Source organism: Allosphingosinicella sp., from assembly GCF_046295735.1.
GTDB lineage: Bacteria > Pseudomonadota > Alphaproteobacteria > Sphingomonadales > Sphingomonadaceae > Allosphingosinicella.
The window spans coordinates 1-20085 of record NZ_JBKBMQ010000018.1 but is presented as its reverse complement, the minus strand read 5'-3'; the positions used below and the strand labels follow the sequence as shown (position 1 = coordinate 20085).

At 68.8% G+C, this 20085-nt stretch carries 18 protein-coding genes, 1 other RNA gene and 2 pseudogenes; 11 read left to right on the top strand and 10 right to left on the bottom strand.

The window, feature by feature from the left end; translation table 11 throughout:
• Positions 1 to 13 precede the first annotated feature (13 nt).
• From truB to ACK4K7_RS14915, 6 genes are all read left to right on the top strand, one after another.
• Positions 14 to 997: a tRNA pseudouridine(55) synthase TruB gene (truB, locus tag ACK4K7_RS14940; RefSeq protein ID WP_431867206.1), complete on the top strand. Its 984-nt coding sequence runs from the start codon at positions 14 to 16 to the stop codon at positions 995 to 997.
• Between the two features lie 14 nt (positions 998 to 1011).
• Positions 1012 to 1281 carry a 30S ribosomal protein S15 gene (rpsO, locus tag ACK4K7_RS14935; protein ID WP_431867204.1) on the top strand — a complete coding sequence of 90 codons (270 nt, stop codon included), beginning with the start codon at positions 1012 to 1014 and terminating at the stop codon, positions 1279 to 1281.
• A gap of 145 nt (positions 1282 to 1426) precedes the next feature.
• A complete protein-coding gene (pnp, locus tag ACK4K7_RS14930) occupies positions 1427 to 3802 on the top strand; it encodes a polyribonucleotide nucleotidyltransferase (RefSeq protein ID WP_431867203.1) in 2376 nt (791 codons plus the stop codon).
• A 434-nt stretch (positions 3803 to 4236) separates the two neighbouring features.
• On the top strand, positions 4237 to 4500 hold the full coding sequence (infA, locus tag ACK4K7_RS14925) for a translation initiation factor IF-1 (protein WP_431867202.1): 264 nt from the start codon (positions 4237 to 4239) through the stop codon (positions 4498 to 4500).
• Between the two features lie 65 nt (positions 4501 to 4565).
• Positions 4566 to 4775, top strand: coding sequence for a hypothetical protein (locus ACK4K7_RS14920; protein ID WP_431867201.1), 210 nt, complete (start codon positions 4566 to 4568; stop codon positions 4773 to 4775).
• A 34-nt stretch (positions 4776 to 4809) separates the two neighbouring features.
• A complete protein-coding gene (locus ACK4K7_RS14915) occupies positions 4810 to 4989 on the top strand; it encodes a hypothetical protein (protein WP_431867199.1) in 180 nt (59 codons plus the stop codon).
• A gap of 189 nt (positions 4990 to 5178) precedes the next feature.
• Here the strand turns inward: ACK4K7_RS14915 and gltX are convergent, their stop codons facing one another.
• The 3 genes from gltX to ACK4K7_RS14900 form a co-directional block, all read right to left on the bottom strand.
• Entirely contained in the window at positions 5179 to 6519 is a 1341-nt protein-coding gene (gene gltX, locus ACK4K7_RS14910) for a glutamate--tRNA ligase (protein ID WP_431867294.1), read from the bottom strand.
• Between the two features lie 63 nt (positions 6520 to 6582).
• The gene (locus ACK4K7_RS14905) at positions 6583 to 7002 is read right to left on the bottom strand and encodes a VOC family protein (protein ID WP_431867198.1); all 420 of its coding nucleotides are present in this window, start codon (positions 7000 to 7002) and stop codon (positions 6583 to 6585) included.
• Positions 7003 to 7041: 39 nt separating this feature from the next.
• Entirely contained in the window at positions 7042 to 9873 is a 2832-nt protein-coding gene (locus tag ACK4K7_RS14900) for a putative bifunctional diguanylate cyclase/phosphodiesterase (protein WP_431867197.1), read from the bottom strand.
• Between the two features lie 178 nt (positions 9874 to 10051).
• Between ACK4K7_RS14900 and lnt the strand changes: the two genes are divergently transcribed.
• Both lnt and metK read left to right on the top strand, forming a co-directional pair.
• Positions 10052 to 11599, top strand: a complete 1548-nt coding sequence (gene lnt / locus ACK4K7_RS14895) for an apolipoprotein N-acyltransferase (RefSeq protein ID WP_431867196.1) — start codon at positions 10052 to 10054, stop codon at positions 11597 to 11599.
• Between the two features lie 58 nt (positions 11600 to 11657).
• Positions 11658 to 12833, top strand: a complete 1176-nt coding sequence (gene metK, locus ACK4K7_RS14890) for a methionine adenosyltransferase (RefSeq protein ID WP_431867195.1) — start codon at positions 11658 to 11660, stop codon at positions 12831 to 12833.
• Between the two features lie 55 nt (positions 12834 to 12888).
• On the opposite strand, the gene ACK4K7_RS14885 is transcribed toward metK, so the two are convergent.
• Genes ACK4K7_RS14885 through ACK4K7_RS14870 form a run of 4 tightly spaced genes read right to left on the bottom strand, consistent with a single transcriptional unit; the run spans position 12889 to position 15550 of the window.
• Positions 12889 to 13431: an NUDIX hydrolase gene (locus ACK4K7_RS14885; protein ID WP_431867194.1), complete on the bottom strand. Its 543-nt coding sequence runs from the start codon at positions 13429 to 13431 to the stop codon at positions 12889 to 12891.
• The gene (locus ACK4K7_RS14880) at positions 13428 to 14099 is read right to left on the bottom strand and encodes a TPM domain-containing protein (RefSeq protein WP_431867193.1); all 672 of its coding nucleotides are present in this window, start codon (positions 14097 to 14099) and stop codon (positions 13428 to 13430) included. The genes ACK4K7_RS14885 and ACK4K7_RS14880 overlap by 4 nt, the downstream gene beginning before the upstream one ends.
• A gap of 1 nt (position 14100) precedes the next feature.
• Positions 14101 to 14946, bottom strand: coding sequence for a TPM domain-containing protein (locus ACK4K7_RS14875; protein WP_431867192.1), 846 nt, complete (start codon positions 14944 to 14946; stop codon positions 14101 to 14103).
• Between the two features lie 13 nt (positions 14947 to 14959).
• Positions 14960 to 15550 carry a LemA family protein gene (locus ACK4K7_RS14870; protein WP_431867190.1) on the bottom strand — a complete coding sequence of 197 codons (591 nt, stop codon included), beginning with the start codon at positions 15548 to 15550 and terminating at the stop codon, positions 14960 to 14962.
• An 81-nt stretch (positions 15551 to 15631) separates the two neighbouring features.
• On the opposite strand from ACK4K7_RS14870, the gene ssrA reads away from it, so the two are divergent.
• Both ssrA and ACK4K7_RS14860 read left to right on the top strand, forming a co-directional pair.
• Positions 15632 to 15974, top strand: a transfer-messenger RNA (tmRNA) gene (gene ssrA / locus ACK4K7_RS14865).
• A gap of 72 nt (positions 15975 to 16046) precedes the next feature.
• The gene (locus ACK4K7_RS14860) at positions 16047 to 16331 is read left to right on the top strand and encodes a hypothetical protein (RefSeq protein ID WP_431867188.1); all 285 of its coding nucleotides are present in this window, start codon (positions 16047 to 16049) and stop codon (positions 16329 to 16331) included.
• A gap of 2 nt (positions 16332 to 16333) precedes the next feature.
• On the opposite strand, the gene ACK4K7_RS14855 is transcribed toward ACK4K7_RS14860, so the two are convergent.
• A complete protein-coding gene (locus tag ACK4K7_RS14855) occupies positions 16334 to 16831 on the bottom strand; it encodes a GNAT family N-acetyltransferase (RefSeq protein ID WP_431867187.1) in 498 nt (165 codons plus the stop codon).
• A gap of 161 nt (positions 16832 to 16992) precedes the next feature.
• Here ACK4K7_RS14855 and ACK4K7_RS14850 point away from each other — a divergent pair, with 161 nt between their 5' ends.
• On the top strand, positions 16993 to 18672 hold the full coding sequence (locus ACK4K7_RS14850) for a hypothetical protein (protein WP_431867185.1): 1680 nt from the start codon (positions 16993 to 16995) through the stop codon (positions 18670 to 18672).
• A 198-nt stretch (positions 18673 to 18870) separates the two neighbouring features.
• On the opposite strand, the pseudogene ACK4K7_RS14845 reads toward ACK4K7_RS14850, so the two are convergent.
• Together ACK4K7_RS14845 and ACK4K7_RS14840 are read right to left on the bottom strand one after the other, a co-directional pair.
• Positions 18871 to 19044 (bottom strand): annotated as a pseudogene (locus ACK4K7_RS14845) (5-aminolevulinate synthase); the annotation flags it as partial.
• 261 nt (positions 19045 to 19305) lie between these two features.
• Positions 19306 to 20085, bottom strand: a pseudogene (locus ACK4K7_RS14840) (coproporphyrinogen III oxidase); the annotation flags it as partial.

Sequence of the window (20085 nt, the reverse complement as noted above, 5' to 3'; positions counted from 1 at the left end):
GAAAGGCTGATCCGTGCACGGTTGGCTGGTGATCGACAAGCCGGTGGGGCCGGGCTCGACGCAGATCGTGTCCGCGGTGAAGCGGGCGCTGCGCGAGGGTGGCTATCCCAAGGTCAAGGTCGGCCATGGCGGGACGCTCGACCCGCTCGCCTCGGGCGTGCTCCCGGTGGCGCTCGGCGAGGCGACCAAGCTCAGCGGACGGATGCTGGACGCCGACAAGGCCTATGCGTTCACCATCCGCTTCGGCGAGGAGACCGACACGCTTGACGCGGAAGGCCAGGTGGCGGCCCGCTCCGGGGCGCGTCCCACCGTCTCGGCGCTGGAGGCGGCCCTGCCCCGCTTCACCGGCGAGATCGAACAGATCCCGCCCGCTTTTTCGGCGCTGAAAGTGGACGGCCGCCGCGCCTACGACCTCGCCCGCGAAGGCGCGGCGGTGGAAATGCAGGCCCGGCGCGTGACGGTGCACGACCTCCATATCCTCCCCGGAACGGGGAGGGGGACCGCGCGCAGCGTGGTGGAGGGGGGGTCGTGCCACGCTCCGCCCCCCCTCCACCAGCCTTCGGCTGGTCCCCCTCCCCTTGCAGGGGAGGAGCTGGACGAGATCACCCTGTTCGCCCGCGTCTCGAAGGGCACCTATATCCGTTCGCTGGCGCGGGACATCGCCCGGGCGGTGGGGACGGTCGGCCATGTCGCCATGCTGCGGCGGGTGAAGGCCGGGCCGTTCACGCTGGAACAGGCGATTTCGCTGGACAAATTGGCGGAACTCGCTAGGGACCGGCGGCTTGAAAACGCACTCTTGCCGCTGACGGCGGGGCTGGACGACATCCCGGCTCTCTCCGTCTCCCCCGATCAGGCAAGGGCGCTCCGCCAGGGGCGAAGACTGATCGGGATCGCCGCAAAGCCGGGGCTCCATCTCGCGATCGACCAGGATGTGCCGGTCGCGCTGGTGGAAGCCGAAGGCCCGGAGCTCCGGGTGGTGCGCGGCTTCAACCTCTAGATGAAAGGAAGACGATGTCGATCACCGCTGAGCGCAAGCAGGAACTGATCACCGAACACAGCCGCGGCACCGGCGACACCGGTTCGCCCGAAGTGCAGGTCGCGATCCTCACCGAGCGCATCACCAATCTCACCGAGCACTTCAAGAGCCACGCCAAGGACAACCATTCCCGCCGCGGCCTTTTGATGCTCGTCAACAAGCGCCGTTCGCTGCTCGATTATCTGAAGGGCAAGGACGAAAGCCGCTACACCGATCTCATCGCGAAGCTCGGCCTTCGCAAGTAAAGTCGAGGCGGCCCTGCGGGGCCGCTTCGCACATCTGGCGTCCGCAATCCGGCGGAGCCAGGCGGGTCGACTGGACCCAAAGCCGGGCCGGATGCCCGGATCACAGGCCCCGGCCGCATGGGGCGGCCGGACGGAAGGAAATCAAATGTTCGACATGAAGAAAGTGGAAATCGAGTGGGGCGGCAAGACCCTCACGCTCGAAACGGGCCGCGTCGCCCGCCAGGCCGACGGCGCGGTGCTCGCGACCCTCGGCGAAACCGTGGTGCTGTGCGCCGTCACCGCCGCCAAGAACGTGAAGCCGGGGCAGGACTTCTTCCCGCTCACCGTTCACTATCAGGAAAAATTCTCGGCCGCCGGGCGCATCCCGGGCGGCTTCTTCAAGCGCGAGCGCGGAGCGACCGAAAAGGAAACGCTCACCAGCCGGCTCATCGACCGGCCGATCCGCCCGCTCTTCCCGGAAGGCTTCTACAACGAGGTCCTCGTGATCGCCCACGTCATGTCCTATGACGGCGAGAACGAGCCCGACGTGCTGGCGATGATCGCGGCCTCCGCCGCGCTCACTTTGTCCGGCATCCCGTTCATGGGCCCGATCGCCGCCGCGCGCGTGGGCTATCAGGACGGCGACTATATTCTGAACCCGACGCTCGAGCAGATCCGCGAGGGCGATCTCGACCTGATGGTCGCGGGTACCCACAATGCCGTGATGATGGTCGAATCCGAAGCCAAGGAGCTTTCGGAGGACGTCATGCTCGGCGCGGTCATGTACGCCCACCGCGAATGCCAGAAGGTGATCGAGGCGATCATCAAGCTCGCCGAACAGGCCGCCAAGGAGCCCTGGGAGCTCGCCGAGGCGACCGACACGTCGGAAGTGAAGCAGAAGCTTCGCGACCTGATCGGCGACGACATCGCCGCCGCCTACAAGACGACCTCCAAGTCCGAGCGCTCCGCGATGCTGAACGCGGCCCGCGACAAGGCGAAGGAAGCCTTTGCCGAAGCGGATCCGCAGCAGCAGCTGGTCGCCGGCAAGCTGGTCAAGAAGCTCGAGGCCGAGATCGTGCGCGGCGCCATCCTCAAGGACGGCCGCCGCATCGACGGCCGCGACACGAAGACGGTCCGCCCGATCGACGCGATGGTCGGCTTCCTGCCGCGCACCCACGGCTCGGCCCTGTTCACCCGCGGCGAGACCCAGGCGATCTGCACGACGACGCTGGGCACCAAGGACAGCGAGCAGATGATCGACGGCCTGACCGGCCTGTCCTACGAGCGCTTCATGCTCCACTACAATTTCCCGCCTTATTCGGTCGGTGAAGTCGGGCGGTTCGGGGCTCCGGGCCGGCGTGAAGTGGGCCATGGCAAGCTCGCCTGGCGCGCGCTCCACGCCGTGCTGCCGAGCCATGACGAATTCCCCTACACGATCCGCGTCCTCGCCGACATCACCGAGTCCAACGGCTCGTCGTCGATGGCGACGGTGTGCGGCGGCAGCCTCGCGATGATGGATGCCGGTGTCCCGCTCAAGCGGCCGGTGTCGGGCATCGCGATGGGCCTCATCAAGGAAGGCGACGACTTCGCGGTCATCTCCGACATCCTGGGCGACGAGGACCATCTCGGCGACATGGACTTCAAGGTGGCCGGCACGGAGAAGGGCATCACCTCGCTCCAAATGGACATCAAGATCGCCGGCATCACCGAGGAGATCATGAAGGTCGCGCTGGCGCAGGCCAGCGAAGGCCGTGCCCACATCCTCGGCGAAATGGCCAAGGCGCTCGGCGCCACCCGCCAGGAGCTTTCCGCGCACGCGCCGCGCATCGAGACGATGCAGATCGACAAGTCGAAGATCCGCGACGTCATCGGCACCGGCGGCAAGGTGATCCGCGAGATCGTCGCGGAGACCGGCGCCAAGGTCGACATCGACGACGAGGGCGTGATCAAGATCAGCTCGTCCGACGTCAAACAGATCGAGGCGGCGCGCCGCTGGATCGAGGGGATCGTCGAGGAGCCGGAAGTCGGCAAGATCTACAACGGCAAGGTCGTCAACATCGTCGATTTCGGCGCGTTCGTGAACTTCATGGGCGGCCGCGACGGCCTGGTCCACGTCTCCGAGATCCGCAACGAGCGGGTCGAGAAGGTGGCGGACGCTTTGTCCGAGGGCCAGGAAGTCAAGGTGAAGGTGCTGGAGATCGACCAGCGCGGCAAGGTGCGCCTGTCGATGCGTGTCGTCGACCAGGAGACCGGCGCCGAGCTGGAGGACACCCGTCCCAAGCGCGAGCCGCGCGAAGGCGGCGACCGTGACCGTGGCGAGCGCGGCGACCGCGGCGACCGTGGCCGTCGGCGTGACGGCGAGGGCCGCGGCGGACGCGACCGCGGCGATCGCGGCGGACGCGGCGGCGAGCGCGGCGACCGGAACGAGCGCGGCGACCGGGGCGACAATCGCCGCCGCGACCGCGACGACCGTCCGAAGCGCGACGACGAAGGCGGCGAACCCGAATTCGCCCCCGCCTTCCTGGTCCGTGACGACGACTGACCGGATCTGCTGAACAGGGAAAGGGCCTCGCGGGCGACCGCGGGGCCTTTTTCTTTGTGCACGCGAAGGCGCGAAGAAGAGAGGTCATGCTGAACTCGTTTCAGCATCCAGCCCCGACGCGGCACTGAGCGCGGCAGGGCGCACGGCGGCGGAGGCGCCCGCGCCACGACGCCCCCTTCCTGCCGCCCCCACCCAGGACCCTGAACCAAGTTCAGGGTGACGCCGGTGGGTCCCCGAGGGACGTGCGTGCCCCGCCACGCCGCCCCCCCCGGAGGTCCCATTTGAAAACAGACGCCTGAGCCCCTACATGAAGGGAGCTGACGTCGCCTGCGACGGAAATGCGCCTTTGGGCGCTCTTCTTCCTTCCATGCTTCCACGCCTCCCGCGCGCGGTGCCCCCGCGCCCGTCATCATTTGCAAAGCGAAGGAGCCCGCATGGCCAAAGAAGAATTGCTCACCATGGAAGGCCAGATCGACGAGATCCTGCCCGACGGCCGGTTCGGCGTGATGCTGGACAACACCCACCGCATCATCGCCTACACCGCCGGCAAGATGCGCAAGTTCCGCATCCGGTCCGTGGTCGGCGACCGCGTCCATGTCGAAATGACGCCCTACGATCTGTCCAAGGGCAGGATCGTGTTCCGCGAACGCACGCCGGGCCAGGGGCCGGGCCGCGCGGGTCGGTCGTTCCGGCGCTGAACGGCGCCAGCCCAGCGAACCTCATGCGCGCCGCCCGAGAGCAGCGCCGCCCAAGGAGACAAGACATGTCGAGAGAAAAGATCCGCCCGTTCCTGATCGCCAAGCAGGACGACGGCGACGTCCGCCTGACGGTCCGCGAGACCCGCTACAACAGCCAGGGCTATCCGCTGGTGACCAGCATCCCGGTCGAGGAAAGCTTCAAGACCGCCGCCGCCGCGCGCGCTTACGCCAAGCAGCATTTCGGCGCCGAGCCGGGCCAGTTCGCGTCCAAATGAACGGGCGCGGGCAGACCGGAGCGGGGCCGAGCTGATGGCCGGCGATTTCGTCCGTCACCGCCAGCCCTGGAAGCCCGAGGAAGCGGCGAAGCTTCGCCTGCTGGCCGGCAAGGGCATGGGCCTGAAGGCGATCGCCAAGGCGCTCACCCGCAGCGAGGAATCGGTCCAGGACCGCGCCCGCGCCGACGGCATCAAGATCGCAAAGCTGCGCTGAAAAGGCAGGCGCGCGTCGGCGTCCCCGCCCCCGCACCCCCCACACCCGTTCGGCCTGAGCTTGTCGAAGGCCGCTCCTTTCTTGTCTTCCATGGCCGGGGAAGAAAGAAGGGGCGGCCTTCGACAGGCTCAGGCCGAACGGGTGTTGGTGTCTGGAAGCCTGGCTGGCAGCCGGACTACGCGCCCAGCCTCAGGAAGGCGCCCCCGCCGCCGCGCGGAGGCGGCGGAGGGCTTCGTCGCGGCCGATCAGAGGCAGCAGCGCCGCCATTTCCGGGCCGCTATCCCGGCCGGTGAGCGCCCGGCGCAAAGGCAGGAACAGGGCCTTGCCCGACCGGCCGGTGCGCGCCTTGATCGCGGCGGTAAGCGCCCGCCAGGCGTCCGCGTCCCACGCAATCTCCTCCGCCGCCCCGGCCGCTTCGGCGAGGAACGCCCGGTCCTCGGGCTCGGCCGGGCGCTCGACATGGCCGTGGAGAATGTCCCACCAGTCCGCCGCCTCGGCGACGTTGCGAAGATTGGGCCGGATCGCGTCCCAGTCGGCGGCGGTCATGCCGTCCGGCAGGCGCGCGGCGACGCGGTCGAAGGGAAGCTGGTGGACGATGCGGGCATTGAGCGCCGCCAGTTCCTCCATGTCGAACCGCGCCGGCGCCCGGCCGAAGGTCGCGAAGTCGAAGCTTTCGATCAGAGGCGCGCGATCGGCGAAGGGTTCGACGGGAAGGCTCGTGCCGAGGCGGGCGAGCTTGGCGACGATCGCCTCGGGCTCGATGCCCTCGGCGCGCATCTCCTCCACGCCGGTCGAGCCGAGGCGCTTCGACAATTTGCCTTCCGATCCGGTGAGAAGGGCTTCGTGCGCGAAGGCGGGCGCGGGCGCTCCGAGCGCCGCGAACATCTGGAGCTGGAGGCCGGTATTCGTGACATGGTCCTCGCCCCGCACGACATGGGTGACGCCCATGTCGATATCGTCGACCGCGCTCGGCAGCATGTAGAGCCAGCTGCCATCGGCGCGCCGGATCACCGGATCGGACAGCAGCGCGGGGTCCAGCTGCTGGCGGCCGCGGACGAGATCGTCCCACACGATCGGCGCGTCGTGATCGAGCCTGAACCGCCAATGCGGCCGGCGCCCGTCCGCCTCCAGGCGCGACCGCTCCTCCGGGGTGAGCTGCAGCGCCGCGCGGTCGTAGACCGGCGGCAGGCCGCGGCCGAGCTGCACCTTGCGCTTCAGCTCCAGCTCCTGCGCGGTCTCGTAGGCGGGATAGGCGCGGCCGGCCGCCGCCAGCCGCTCCAGCGCCGCCTCATAAGCGGCGAAGCGCGCCGACTGGCGATGCTCTTCGTCGGGCGCGAGGCCGAGCCAGCCGAGATCGGCGCGGATCGCGTGGACGAAGGCTTCGTCGGAGCGTTCGCGGTCGGTATCGTCGAGCCGCAGGACGAAGCGCCCGCCATGCCGCCGCGCCCACAGCCAGTTGTGGAGCGCGGTGCGGATATTGCCGACGTGAAGCCGCCCGGTGGGCGACGGCGCGAAGCGGGTGACGACCATGTTCATGGCGCGCGCTTTAGGCACCGCGGCCGGTGCGGGCAATCGCGGCGCTGCCCCGCTCGCTCAGGCGGCGAACAGATTGGCCGGATCGCGCATCGCCTTGAACTCCAGCGCATTGCCCGACGGATCGAGGAAGAACATCGTCGCCTGCTCGCCGGGCTGGCCGCGGAAGCGCACGGTGGGCGCGATCACGAAGGCGGTGCCCGCCGCCTCGAGGCGGGCCGCCAGCGCCTCCCATTCGGCCATGTCCAGCACCGCGCCGAAATGCGGGACCGGCACGTCGTGGCCGTCCACCGGATTGTGGTGGTCTGGCGCGGCGCGACCGGGCTGGAGATGGGCGACGATCTGGTGGCCGAAGAAGTCGAAATCGATCCACTGGTCGCAGCTGCGGCCCTCCGGGCAGCCGAGCAGGGTGCCGTAGAAATGGCGCGCGGCGGCGAGGTCGTGGACGGGAAAGGCGAGGTGGAACGGGGGAAGGGCCATGGCGGCCGCTCTAGCTTTCCGCCGCGCCTTGGGGAAGCCTCAGGCGGCGAGCGACCGTGCCCCGGCCGCGCGCAGGAACGTCTCGCCGATCTCGTCGGCCGCCACCGCCGGCGAATAGAGGAAGCCCTGCCCGTAGCGGCATCCGAGCGCGAGCAGGGTGTCGTGCTGCGCCCGCGTCTCGATTCCTTCGGCGACGACGTCGATCCTCAGGCTCTTGCCGAGGCCGATCACCGCGTCGACGATCGCGCCGGCGTCCGCGTCCGATTGCAGGTCCTTCACGAAGGAGCGGTCGATCTTGAGGAGATCCACCGGAAACTCCTTGAGGTGGGTGAGCGAGGCGTAGCCGGTGCCGAAATCGTCGAGCGCGATGCGCACGCCATTGGCGCTCAGCAGGCGGAGCGAGCGTTCGACATATTCGGCGCCGCGCCCGAGGAACACCGTCTCCGTCACTTCCATCTGCACGCAGGCGGTGGGGATGCGCGCCTGGCAGAGCCGGTCGAGCAGTCGCTCGGCGAAGTCGGCGGCGCGCAGCTCGGCGGCGGCGGCGTTGAAGGCGACATGGCCGAAATCCCAGCCGCGCTCCATCCAGCTTTGCATGTCGGCGATCATCCGGCCAACGATCCGGTCGCTGATCTCGGCGGCGAGCGACAGGTCCTCGAACGCGGCCATGATGGTGTCGGGCGTCTGCAGGCCGAGCCGCGGGTCGCGCCAGCGCAGCAGCGCCTCGAAGCCCGAGACGCGGCCGGTGCCGAGCTCCACCTTGGGCTGGTAGAAGGGAAGGATGAGATCGTCGGCCAGCGCGCCCCGCGCCCGGCCGATCATCGCGTTGCGGTCCTCCAGCTCCGAACGCATCGCGGCGTTGAAGATCTTGAGGTTGCGCCGTCCGGACGATTTGGCGACGTAGAGCGCGACGTCGGCATTCTTCAGCAGCTCCGCCTTGGTGCGGCCGTGCTTGGGAAACAGGCTCGCGCCGATGCTGGTGCTGCAGTCGAGGATCTTGCCCTGGTGGACGTGCGGCGCGCGCAGGCCGGCGAAGATCTTGGCGGCGGCCGCTTCCACTTCCGCTTCGTCGCGCACGCCGCGCAGCAGGATGGCGAATTCGTCGCCGGCGAGGCGCGCGACCATGTCCTCGCTCCGCGCCGCGCGCCGCAGCCGCTCGGAAAAGGTGCACAGGATCGCGTCGCCGGCATCGTGGCCGAGCGTGTCGTTGATCTTCTTGAACTCGTCCACGTCGAGGACCAGCAGGGCAAAGCCGGCGTCCCGCGTCGCCGTCAGCGTCTCCAGCTCTTGCTGGAGCAGCACGCGGTTGGGAAGGCCGGTCAGCGCGTCGTGCTTCGCCGCCCAATGCGCCCGCTCCTCGGCGCGCTTCTGGTGGCTGATGTTGCGCGAAATGACGAGGAACTGGCCGAGCTCGGCGGGCCCGGACAAAGGCGTGATCACCACGTCCCACCAGTCGCGCCCGCCGCCCCGCGCGTTCCCCTGCGTGGTGAAATGCTGCGGCGCTCCGCCCTGGGCGGAGCGCAGCGCCTGGCGCGCTGCGCGGCGCACGTCGGGGCCGACCAGCCGGATCCACGACTTGCCGGCAAGGTCCTCCTCCGCCGCCGTGCCGAGGCTCTGGCGCGCGGCCGGATTGGCGAAGACGATGCGGCCACTGCCTTCGATCACGAGCACGATGTCGGGCGTCGCTTCGACCAGCTGGCGCGTGAAGTTGCGGCTGCGGGTCAGATGCTGCTGCGCCAGCACCCGGTCGTGAATGTCGGTGCAGGTGCCGTACCAGCGGCAGACGCTGCCATTTTCGTCCCGCTCGGCGAAGCCGCGGCTCAGCATCCAGCGATATTCGCCCGACCGGTGCCGCACCCGATATTCCGTCTCGTAGGCAACGCCAGTGCGCAAGCTGTCCGACCAACGCTGAAGCGAGGTCGCGCGGTCGTCGGGGTGGACGAGGTCGTAACGGCCCATGTCGGCGATGGAGAGCACCCGCGTGCCGGTGAACTCCTCCCACTGGCGGTTGAAATATTCGCTGCCGTCGGCCGAGACCGTCCAGACCATCTGCGGAATGGTGTCGAGCGTCTTGCGCCATTCGGCGGCGTGGCTGCGGCGCTGCGCCTCCGCCTGCAGGCGCCGGCCGGAGACGAACACCGCCGCGAGCAACAGCCACAAGGCGGTGAGCCCGCCGTAGAACAGCCCCCGCGGCACCAGCCGGGAGCGCAGTTCGATGCCGTGGATCCGGAACCGGTGATCGCCGGCCATCGCGTCCGACCCCGTCTGGATCTCGAAGGCGACGACATTGTCGAATTGCGGCCGCGCGAGGCCCGGCGCGACGCCGTTGCCCGCCGCCCACCATTGCGGCACGGCGAAGGCGTCCGGCCCGAAACTGATCAGCTGTCGCCCCTGCCTCGCCGGGAATTCGGCGCCGTTCACCTTGTCGCGTGCCGCCGCGCGGCCGGCGCGCCGGTCGCGGTTCTTGACGACGATCTTCAGCGTGCCGGCGGAGCCTTCATACGCGACGTCGAGGCGGATCTCGTCGACCCGCGACATGTCGATCCCCGCGCCGGCGCCGGCGAGGTCGAACTGGAGGCCGTAGCCGCAGAAGGGATGGGGATGCCCCTCGGCGAGCCGGCAGGTCCAGCTGAGCGGCTCCGCGTCGTTCTCCCGCACCTTGGCGCCGCCGCCGACGGCTTCGTCGCCATAGGCGTAGGTCCGGTAGTCGGCAGTGTGGGACGGCGTGAAGACGGTGCGCCGTTCCAGGATGTCGCGTTCGTGATGGATGGCGATCGAGGTGGCGAGCGCGAGCGCAAGCACCAGGGCTTCGGCCCGCATGGCGGCGGCGGCGCGGCGGACATGCGCGATTCGCGCGGCGAAGCGCGCCAAGGCTCCATCCCCCGCAGTCGCAACGCTCATCCGCACCCCCCTCGCCTCCAGGCTTAGGACGGCAATTCTTTGCAATGCTTTAAAGTCGCCCCCGCATATGGCCGGTCGCGCCGGGCAGCTTTTCCTTCACCGGCGGTGCATTGATCCGCCGACCGCGAAGCCCGATATGCCTCACCGGATGACCTCTCTCGCCCTGGCCTTCCTCGCCGGCCTCGTCGCCGCGGCCGGTTTCGAACCGCTGTCGCTCTGGCCGCTCACTTTGCTCGCGTTCGCGGGGCTGCTCGCGCTCGTCGAAACGGCGCCCAGCCTCCGCTCGGCGCTGGCGCGCGGCTGGTGGTTCGGTCTCGGCAACTTCACCCTCGGGCTGAACTGGATCGCGACCGCCTTCACCTACCAGTCGGCGATGCCGGCCTGGCTCGGCTGGATCGCGGTGGTGCTGCTGTCGCTCTATCTCGCCGTCTATCCGGCGATGGCGGCGGGGCTTGCCTGGCGCTGGGGACGCGCGAACCGCCTGACGCTCGTCCTCTTCCTCGCCGCCGCCTGGATCGTCACCGAATGGCTGCGCGCGACCATGTTCACCGGCTTCGCCTGGAACCCGATCGGCGTGACCCTGGTCGGAACCCCCGCGGCCAAGCTCTCCACCCTCTACGGCACCTACGGCCTTTCCGGCACGGCCGTGCTGCTCGCCGGCACGCTCTACCTCGCCGCCCGCCGGCACTGGACGCGCGCCGCGGCCGTCGCCGGCGCGGTGGTGGCCGGCGGGATCCTCGTCCATCTCGGCCATTCGCCCGCCGACACCCGGCCCGGGGTCGCGCTGCGCATCGTCCAGCCGAACATCGGCCAGGAATACAAATATCATCCCGATTTCGCCGACCGAAATTTCGAGCGGCTGCACGCCCTCACCGGCGGGCCGGGTCCGGAAGGGCAGCCGCGCCTCATCCTCTGGCCGGAAGCGGCGGTGATCGATCCGCTGGAGGACGAACGGCGCGATCCGCTCGCCCGGGCTTACGCCGCCAATCTGCGCCGGGCGATCGGCCGCTCGATCGGGCCGGACGACGTACTGCTGACCGGCGGCGTCTCGCTTCTGTCCGACGACGGGCTGCGCGTCTCCGGTGCGACCAACAGCGTCTACATCATGGACGATGGCGGGCGGATCCACGCCCGCTACGACAAGGCCCATCTCGTCCCCTATGGCGAATATCTGCCGATGCGGCGGCTGCTGGAGCCGATCGGCCTGTCCCGGCTCGTTCCCGGCGCGATCGACTTCGTGCCCGGCCCCGGGCCGCGCAGCTTCCCCTTGCCGCAGCTCGGCCTGGTCGGCTTCCAGCTTTGCTACGAGATCATCTTCTCGGGCGACGTGGTGGACCGCGCCAACCGCCCGAACTTCCTCTTCAACCCCTCCAACGACGCCTGGTTCGGCGCCTGGGGCCCGCCCCAGCATCTCGCCCAGGCGCGGCTGCGGGCGATCGAGGAAGGCCTGCCGGTGCTGCGCTCGACGCCGACCGGCATTTCGGCCGTGATCGACTCCGAAGGCCGCATCCTCGCCCGCCTCGGCTGGCGCGAGGCGGGGGTGATCGACGCCCGGCTGCCGCGCCCCGCCCCGCCGACCCTGTTTGCGAGGGTCGGCAACCTCCTTCCCTTCCTGTTCGCGCTCGCTCTGGTCGCGGCCGGCGCGGCCGCGATGCGCCGGCGGCACCCCATTGCAGAGGAAGGGAAAGCGCGTTAGGGGTAGATATAAGGATATCTTTATATCCGCATATTCTCCCCGGAACAGAAGGTTCACGATGCGCAGCAACTATCTCTTCACGTCCGAATCGGTGTCGGAAGGCCATCCGGACAAGGTGTCCGACCAGATTTCCGACGCGGTGGTCGATCTCTTCATCGGCCGCGATCCCGAGGCGCGCGTCGCCTGCGAGACCTTGGTCACCACCAACCGGATCGTGCTGGCCGGCGAGGTCCGCTGCCGCGAGGACGTGACCCCGACGATCGAGGAGATCGAGAAGGTCGCCCGCGAGACGGTGAAGAAGATCGGCTACGAACAGCACGGCTTCCACTGGCAATATGCGGATTTCGCCTGCCACCTGCACGGCCAGTCGGCCGACATCGCCGTCGGCGTCGACGAAGCGGGCAACAAGGACGAGGGCGCGGGCGACCAGGGCATCATGTTCGGCTTCGCCTGCGACGAGACGCCGGAGCTGATGCCGGCCACCATCCATTATTCGCACCGCATCCTGGAGCGGCTGGCCAACGACCGCCATTCCGGCGACGCTCCGTTCCTCGAGCCCGATTCGAAGAGCCAGGTGACGCTGCAATATGAGAACGGCCGCCCGGTCCGCGCGGTGAAGCTGGTCGTTTCGACCCAGCACGCCAAGGGCTACGACCAGGGCAAGCTGCGCGACTATGTGAAGGGCGTGTTCAACGACGTCCTGCCCGAAGGCTGGATGCCGAACGACGAGGACGCGATCTTCGTCAATCCGACCGGCCTGTTCGAGATCGGCGGCCCAGACGGCGACGCCGGCCTCACCGGCCGCAAGATCATCGTCGACACCTATGGCGGCGCGTCGCCCCACGGCGGCGGCGCCTTCTCCGGCAAGGATCCGACCAAGGTCGACCGGTCGGCGGCCTACATCACCCGCTATCTCGCCAAGAACATCGTCGCGGCCGAGCTCGCCCGGCGCTGCACGATCCAGCTCAGCTATGCGATCGGCGTCGCCGAGCCGCTGTCGCTCTACGTCGATCTCCACGGCACCCAGGCCGACGGCGTCACCGAGGCGCGGCTGGAGGAGGTCCTGCCGGAACTCGTCCGCCTGACGCCGAAGGGCATCCGCACCCATCTCGGCCTCAACAAGGCCATCTACCTGCCGACCGCCGCCTACGGCCATTTCGGCCGGCAGCCGGCGAACGACTTCTTCACCTGGGAAAAGACCGACCTGGTCGACGCGCTGCGCCAGGCGATCTGATGCGATGAGGGGCGCCCGCTCTCCCGGCCACGGCCGGGGGAGCGGCGCCTTTCGCTCAGCCGCGCGGGACAGGCTCGAACAGGGCGGGCCCGAGCAGCAGCAGCATTTTCACGTCGACCGCGCAGCCTTCGGCCCGCCTGGCGGCGACGAAATCGGGCACGTCGGCCAGGTGCACGCGGTGGACCTTGATGTCCTCGCCCTCGACGCCGCCGCCCTCGCCCACCTTTTCCAGCTCCTCCGCCCGCAGCAGGGTGAAGCCTTCCGACGACATGCCGGGCGAGGCGTGGAAGCGGCCGATCTCGACCATCCGGCCGGCGCGGTAGCCGGTCTCCTCCTCCAGCTCGCGGACCGCCGCCCTGTGCGCGTCCTCGCCTTCCTCCTCGTCGCCGACCAGGCCGGCGGGAAGCTCGAGACACTGGGCGCCGACCGGCACCCGATATTGCTCGACCAGGATGACGTGGCCGTCGTCCACCGCGAGGATCACGGCGGCGCTCACCCCGCGGGTGCGCGACACATATTCCCAGCGGCCGCGACGCTTGGCGGCGATGAACCGCCCTTCCCAGACGGTCTCGACGGGCGCGTCGGCATCCGCCGTCACAGCTCGACCAGCCTGTCCGGCAGCTCGTTGGGATTGTCGAGCGTCTTGGGGAGGATCTCGGCCAGGACGGCGCCGATCCGCTCCACCGCCGCGGCCATGCCGGCACCGGGCCGGCCGGCCTTCACTTCCTCCACCAAAGCCGCCATCGCCTCGCCCCACACCTCCGGCTCCACCTGCTCGTGGATGGCGCGGTCGGCGACGATCTCCGCCCGGTGCTCGGCGAGCGACAGGTAAAGGAGGATGCCAGTGCGGCCGCGTGTCTTCAATTCGCAGCCGGTGCGGAACAGCTGGATCGCGCGGCGGTGGACCCGCCGCGTCTTGGTCGATCCCGGCGTCAGCGCCATCCGAAGCGGCAGATAAGCGAGCGTCAGCCGGACGATCAGGAAGACCAGCGTCAACACGGTGAACAGCGCCAGCATCAGCCCGCCGCGCGTGAAGGCCGCGTTCCAGCCGAAGAAGAGACCCTCCACCCAGTGAATAGCGGACTGGGGCAAAGCCGCCAACAGGCCGGGCACCAGCAACATCGCCAGCACGGCATAATGAAGGGCGACGTCGTGATAGGCGTCGGACTGGGCCGCGACGATGGTAACGATCTCGCCGTCGCTTTCCCGCTCGGCGCGGGTGACCGCGGCGGTGACGAGCGCATGATCCTCCGGGCTCAGCAGCATCTCACCACCCTCCCGACGCGCCGCCGCCGCCGAACGATCCGCCGCCGCCGCCGAAACCGCCGCCGCCGAAGCCGCCGAACCCGCCGCCGCCACCGCCCCAGCCGGACGACGAACCGCCGCCCCAGCCGCCGCCCATGCCGGGCCCCCAGATCACGATCGGCATGCCGCGCCGCCGCCGGCGCCGCCGTCCGCGCGCATCGTAGCGCCGGCCGCCGCCCAGCCCGTTGCGCAGCATCGGGATGACGATGAAGACCAGCACGACGCCCCAGAAGATCAGCGGGAAGATGGAATTGCCGTCGCGGCCGCCGCGCGCCTGCCGCGCCTGGCTCGCCTCCAGGATGCGCTGCTCGGCGACTTCGGGCGGTGCCTGCAGCTGATCGATCAGCGCGCCCGCCCCCGCCATGATGCCGCCCGCCATGTCGCCCGCGCGAAAGCGGGGAAGGATCTGCTCGTCGATGATCCGGTTCGCGAGCGCGTCCGTGACGATCGGCTCGAGCCCGTAGCCGACCTCGATCGCCACCCGCCGGGCATTGGGCGCGACCAGCAGGATGATGCCGTTGTTCGCCCGTTCCTGCCCGATCCCCCAATGGCGACCGAGCCGGTAGCCGTAATCGCGTATGTCATAGCCCTGAAGGTCGGACACGGTGGCGACCACCAGCTGGCGCGTGGTCGCGGCTTCCAGCTGCTCCAGCCGCGCCGCGAGTTCCGCCGCCTCGGCGGGCGGCAGCAGCCCCGCCTCGTCGACCACGCGGCCGCTCAGCGCCGGGAAGTTCTGCGCAAGGCCGGGCGCCGCCGCGAACAGTACGACGAGCAAAGCCGCCGCGATCGTCAGCCAGGCGCGGGGCACGGCCTGCCGCGCCCTAGGGCCGGTTGCCGAAATCGACGGTCGGCGCCTGTTCGGCCCCCGGCGTCGTCGCCTCGAACGGCACCATCGGCTCGGCCCCGTAGATGATGCGGGCGCCCACCATGTCCGGGAAGGTGCGGATGCGGGTGTTATAGGCGCGCACCGCCTCGTTATAGTCGCTGCGGGCGATGGCGATGCGGTTCTCGGTGCCTTCGAGCTGCTGCTGAAGGTCGGCGAACAGCTGGCTGGACCGCAGCTCGGGATAGCGCTCCACCGTCACCAGCAGGCGGCTCAGCGCCGAACCGAGCTCGCCCTGGGCGGCGGCGAATTGCTGCATCGCCTGGGGGTTGGACGGATCGACGGTCACCTGCGTCGCGCGGGCCCGGGCCTCCGTCACCTGCGTCAGCACCTCGCGCTCCTGGGTGGCGAAACCCTGCACGGTGCGGACGAGGTTGGGCACCAGATCGGCGCGCCGCTGATACTGGTTCTCGACATTGGCCCAGGCGGCCTTCGCCTCCTCTTCGGCGGCGGGGATGGTGTTGATTCCGCAGGCGGAAAGCATCAGCAGCGCCGGCGCCAAGGCGGCGATCAGGCGAAAGCGGGTCATCCTCTCCCCTCCCTCTTCGAAACGTCGGCACCTGAGGTAGGGGCTTCGGTCCGGCTCCGCAACGGCCACGACCCGGACCGGCCCCTTTAATTTCGCGGCGGGCGCGCTATATCCGTTGGTGCCGGGCTTGCCCGGCTATGGCGATAAATCGTGGCGTGTCATAGGCACAGCGGACCCGGGGGCAGTACCCGGCGGCTCCACCAAATCTCCCGTCACGTGCGGGACTTCTGATGGGGCCGAACCAGGATCGACGTGTGTTGAAAAGCGCTGCCTTCGCCCGGAATGGGACCACCGCAACGGCCCATCACACAAGTGCCAACGATAACGAGGCTCTTGCGATTGCTGCGTAACCCGGACCTCACGGTTTAGGTTACATCAGACAAAAGCGCGGCTTGGACCCTGCCGGGCAACAGAAAGGGAGACCAGCGGCCGCCAGGGGGGCCGGGCAACAGAACCCCCTGGACCTTTTCGTCCCCTCTCGTGCCGGCGAGCCGCCATGCCCCTCCGCCTCTCCTTCGCCGCCGCCGCCAGCCTCGCCGCTCTCGCCCTTGCCGGCTGCGGCGCGCGCGAGGCGCCGGAAGCGCAATCGATCGAAAACCAGTTCGAACAGCGCGCCGCCGAGATCGAGGAGCGCGCCCGCCTGCTCGAGGCGCAGGCCGAGAATGCCGCCGCCGGCATCGAGGCGCGGCTCGATGCCGAGTTCGAGGCGCTGCGCAACCAGGCGGAGCAGAACCGCGCCGAAGCCGGCAACGAGGCCGAGGCGGCGAACGCCGCCGAATAGGCTCAGCCGGCCTCGATCCTGAGATAGACGCTGTCGGCCCAGACGCCGCCGATTTGCCAGGTCCGCGCCGCGCGCCGCACCTCGCGAAAGCCGAGCCGTTCCAGCAGCCGCAGCGAGGCCGCGTTGCGCGGATCGACGTCCGCTTCCACATAAGCCAGCCGATGCACCTCGAACGCGCGCCGCAGCACCGGCCGCAGCGCCTCCGCCGCCAGCCCGCGGCCCCAGACGTCGGGATGGAAGATGAATCCGACGACCGGGAAACGGTGCAGCCCCGCCTTGCCGATCACCCGGCCCTCAAATTCCACGGCGAAATCCTCGCCCTCGCCCGGCGGAATGGCGATTGTCTCCGCCAGCCAGGCGGCGGTCTCGCCGCGGTCGCGGTGCGGCAGGCTGGACCAGTAGGCCATCGCCCGCGCGTCGCCCAGCACGGCATGGAAGTCGTCCAGATCGCTCTCCCGCGCGGCACGCAGCAACAGCCTCTCGGTCCGGATCTCCACCATTCCCGCTTTCTAGCCGCCGTCCGCATGATCCGCCACTCGGCACTGGAAAATGGTGCATTGCCACCGCCAAGTTGGATCAATGATCATCCGTTTTGGAGGATGTTCCATCTTCTCGCGCTGATCTTTGGGTGGTTTCCTGCAGTCGTGGAGGAGGGGCGTCCATGAAGCTGCCGAAAGCTGTGGGTCAGTTTGCCGGAGGGTCGCGCTGGACCAAGGAGTCCAGGATTTGGATTCCCGAGATCTCCGAAGAGCACCGGGTCCGTATCGACCGGCTGAAGAAGGACATGAGGCTGGAAGAGCGCGCGCGGACGGACGCCTATCTGCTGCAGCCCGCTTCCGACGACACGGTGCTGAACGAAACGCAGCTGGATATCTGCAATCGGGTTTTCGCCGGCATCCTGATGCTCAACCAGTTTCTGGCGGAGCAAATGGGCGCAGCGCTGGATGGCGCGCGGCGGCGGCTGCCGGAGAAGCTTCGCGAAGACGACCTGCGCCAAAGGGTGTCGATCGAAGCGAGAACGGCTTTCGCCGATCATCGGGGGCCGCTGAGACAGGCGCGGCGCCAGCAGATGGAAGCGGGCCTGAACCTCCGCTTTTTCCGAAATGCCAACAATCTGACCCGCACCGCGACCTACAAGGAATCGGGCGTGCTCGTCGTCGGCATCATCCTGGCGTTGCTCGTCATCGAATCCGCGGCCAATGGCGTCCTGTTCCGAGACATCGTCCGTGGCGGCTGGTTGCAAGGCGTTCAGCTGGCGCTGCTGGTGAGCATCCTCAATGTCGGCTTCGGCGTCGCCGCGGGGTTGTGCTGGAGCTATGCCGGCCACGTCCTGCTGCTGAAACGTGTGATCGGTTGGATCGGCTCGGTGGTCCTGCACGGCGCCGCGCTCTACTGGAACCTCCTGGTCGCGCATTTTCGAGAAGTCGCCGAAGCCGCGGCACGGGACCCGCTCTACGATTTCGATCCGCTGGCCCTTGCCGACGCGGCCGCCACGCAAATGACGACGAACGGATGGTTCGGCCTCAGCACGATCTTCGCTTGGGCATTGTTCGGCCTGGGCATGTTGATCCACCTCTTCGCCGCTCGCGAGGGATGGGACGACATCGGTGACCGGTACCCGGACTATGCCAAGTATGATCGTCGGGCCAAGCAAGCAGAGATTGATTTCGAAAATGCGTCCGTGGCAATGCGGGCCGATGCGCGTGCTGCGGCCGAAACGGTCGTCCGCGAAGCCCAGCGTCTCGCCGACCAGGGCCGGCGAGACGCGAACGCCATCTCGGATCTGCTCAACCTCGTCGGCCAGAGGGAACAGGAAGTACGCGACAGCGAGCGGGAATGGGTCGCCGGTGGAACGCAGCTTCTCCGAACCTACCGCGACATCAATCAGGAGGTTCGTGGCTCGAATCCCGCACCTGCTTATTTCGCGGTTTTCCCCAAGCCGGACGATTACCGGAGAGGCGACTTCGGAGCCGATCTGACCCGCTTCCAGCGAGATGATTTCGACCGCCAGATAACCGAGCGTCGTCTCGTCCTCCTCTCCGACATGATGCAGCACAGCGACTTGCTCAGCCATTATGGCCGTGGTGTCGCGCACCTCCGGCGGGGCGCCGGGGCGCTGGACGGGGAAGCGGATGCACAGGCCGACATGTCGGAAGCCGCGATACGCGTTCAATATGTCCGCCGACGCGGGCTGAAGACGCAGGGTGAGGCACATCAGGATTTCTGGCGGGACTTTTTCGAGAAACGGGGCGCGCAGGACATCGCGATCGGCCATTCGCTGTCGCTCGGCGAACGCGATCGTCCGATCTGGTACGAACCTCGCCGCTCGCGAAAACCGTGATCGCAGGCTCCCTCGCCTGCAAGTCCATGGGCCAGGAAAAGCGGCGACTTGCTGGACAATGACGGCAATGGAACGCCCCACAGGACCGACCCGCCCATCGGATCGCCTTCGGATGCGTCCTGGAGCGACCGAAACCAGCTCGCGCTTTTGGAACTAGCAGCGCGCTCCGGGCAGGCATTGAGCTGCCTAGGTATGAGCTGCGAGACAGTCATTCGAGCACCAGACGGTGATCGGCTTGGGACCGTTGTGGCCGGCGAAGCAACGGGCGTTCGGGAAGGCGCCCTTGTTGCGCAATATGTCGATGAACACGCGGTAGCGCCCCTCGGCATGAAGCCGGTCGATCGCCTGCGCGAAGATGCGGTGATCGCCCACCTAAAGCTCCCGGTGCTCCTGAAGAGCGTCCTAAGCGAACCTGCGGGCACCTATAGGGATTCCCCCTTAGTCGCTTCACGGCGGCTGCAGAGCGCGCCTCCGTGGCAGGCGGCTTGGTCGGGCGGCTCGGGCAGGGGTGGTGGGGGGAGGTCGAGCCAGACACGCGTGCCGGAGCAGGTCGGGAGCCATTGGCCGCCGGATGCCGCAGGAGCGGGCGCCGCGAACAGCCAAGCGGCCGCGGCAAGGAGGGCCAGGGGCCGGTCAGATCGCACTGCTGAAACGCCGCGCCGCGGGCCGGCGATAGCGGTCGAGCGCGGCGGCGATGCCGCGGGCATAGGGACGGGCCTCGTCGGCGAGCCTCAGGGTGAATCCGTCCCAGCCGACGAGGCCGCGTTCCTCGTAGGGAAGGAGCCGCCAGAAGACCTCCTCCCGGTCGTCGAGCCGGGAGATGTCGGCGTCGCCGCGGCAGAGGATCGATTCGATGAGGGCGGCCCGCGTCCGGTCCTCGGCGCTGCGCATCAGGCCGCGCGCGACCGGCAGCGCCCCGGCGGAGACCAGCATGCGGTAGCGGCCGGCATTCTTCTCGTTCTGGAGCAGGAAGGCGGGAAAGGCCGAGATGGCGCTGGCGCCAAGGCCGATCGAAATCTCGGCCGGATCGTCGGTGAAGCCCTGGAAGTTGCGGCGCAGGCGCCCTTCGGCGGCGGCGCGGGCGAGCGGATCGCCGGGCAGCGCGAAATGATCGAAGCCGACGGGCATGTAGCCGGCGGCGGTCAGAATCTCGAACCCCCGCTCGGCGCTGAGGAAGCGCTCGTCGGGCGGCGGCAGCAGCGTAGCCTCGATGCGGCGCTGGCGCGGGATGAGATGCGGGACATGGGCATAGCCGAACAGGGCGATCCGGTCCGGCCGCATCACGATCGCCGCCGCGAGCGTCGCTTCGAGGTCGGCACGGGTCTGGCCCGGAAGGCCGTACATCAGGTCGAAATTGAGCGAGGCGACGCTCGCGCGGCGCAGCCCCGCCGCAGCGGGGTTGAACCCATCCCA

Excerpts from the sequence above, each read along its gene's own strand:
- ACK4K7_RS14850 (WP_431867185.1), top strand. The coding sequence starts at position 16,993 with ATGAAGCTGCCGAAAGCTGTGGGTCAGTTTGCCGGAGGGTCGCGCTGG.
- ACK4K7_RS14870 (WP_431867190.1), bottom strand. The coding sequence starts at position 15,550 with ATGACCCGCTTTCGCCTGATCGCCGCCTTGGCGCCGGCGCTGCTGATG.
- ACK4K7_RS14920 (WP_431867201.1), top strand. The coding sequence starts at position 4,566 with ATGTCGAGAGAAAAGATCCGCCCGTTCCTGATCGCCAAGCAGGACGAC.
- ACK4K7_RS14880 (WP_431867193.1), bottom strand. The coding sequence starts at position 14,099 with ATGCTGCTGAGCCCGGAGGATCATGCGCTCGTCACCGCCGCGGTCACC.
- metK (WP_431867195.1), top strand. The coding sequence starts at position 11,658 with ATGCGCAGCAACTATCTCTTCACGTCCGAATCGGTGTCGGAAGGCCAT.
- infA (WP_431867202.1), top strand. The coding sequence starts at position 4,237 with ATGGCCAAAGAAGAATTGCTCACCATGGAAGGCCAGATCGACGAGATC.
- ACK4K7_RS14905 (WP_431867198.1), bottom strand. The coding sequence starts at position 7,002 with ATGGCCCTTCCCCCGTTCCACCTCGCCTTTCCCGTCCACGACCTCGCC.
- ACK4K7_RS14855 (WP_431867187.1), bottom strand. The coding sequence starts at position 16,831 with ATGGTGGAGATCCGGACCGAGAGGCTGTTGCTGCGTGCCGCGCGGGAG.
- gltX (WP_431867294.1), bottom strand. The coding sequence starts at position 6,519 with ATGGTCGTCACCCGCTTCGCGCCGTCGCCCACCGGGCGGCTTCACGTC.
- pnp (WP_431867203.1), top strand. The coding sequence starts at position 1,427 with ATGTTCGACATGAAGAAAGTGGAAATCGAGTGGGGCGGCAAGACCCTC.
- ACK4K7_RS14860 (WP_431867188.1), top strand. The coding sequence starts at position 16,047 with ATGCCCCTCCGCCTCTCCTTCGCCGCCGCCGCCAGCCTCGCCGCTCTC.
- rpsO (WP_431867204.1), top strand. The coding sequence starts at position 1,012 with ATGTCGATCACCGCTGAGCGCAAGCAGGAACTGATCACCGAACACAGC.
- lnt (WP_431867196.1), top strand. The coding sequence starts at position 10,052 with ATGACCTCTCTCGCCCTGGCCTTCCTCGCCGGCCTCGTCGCCGCGGCC.
- ACK4K7_RS14915 (WP_431867199.1), top strand. The coding sequence starts at position 4,810 with ATGGCCGGCGATTTCGTCCGTCACCGCCAGCCCTGGAAGCCCGAGGAA.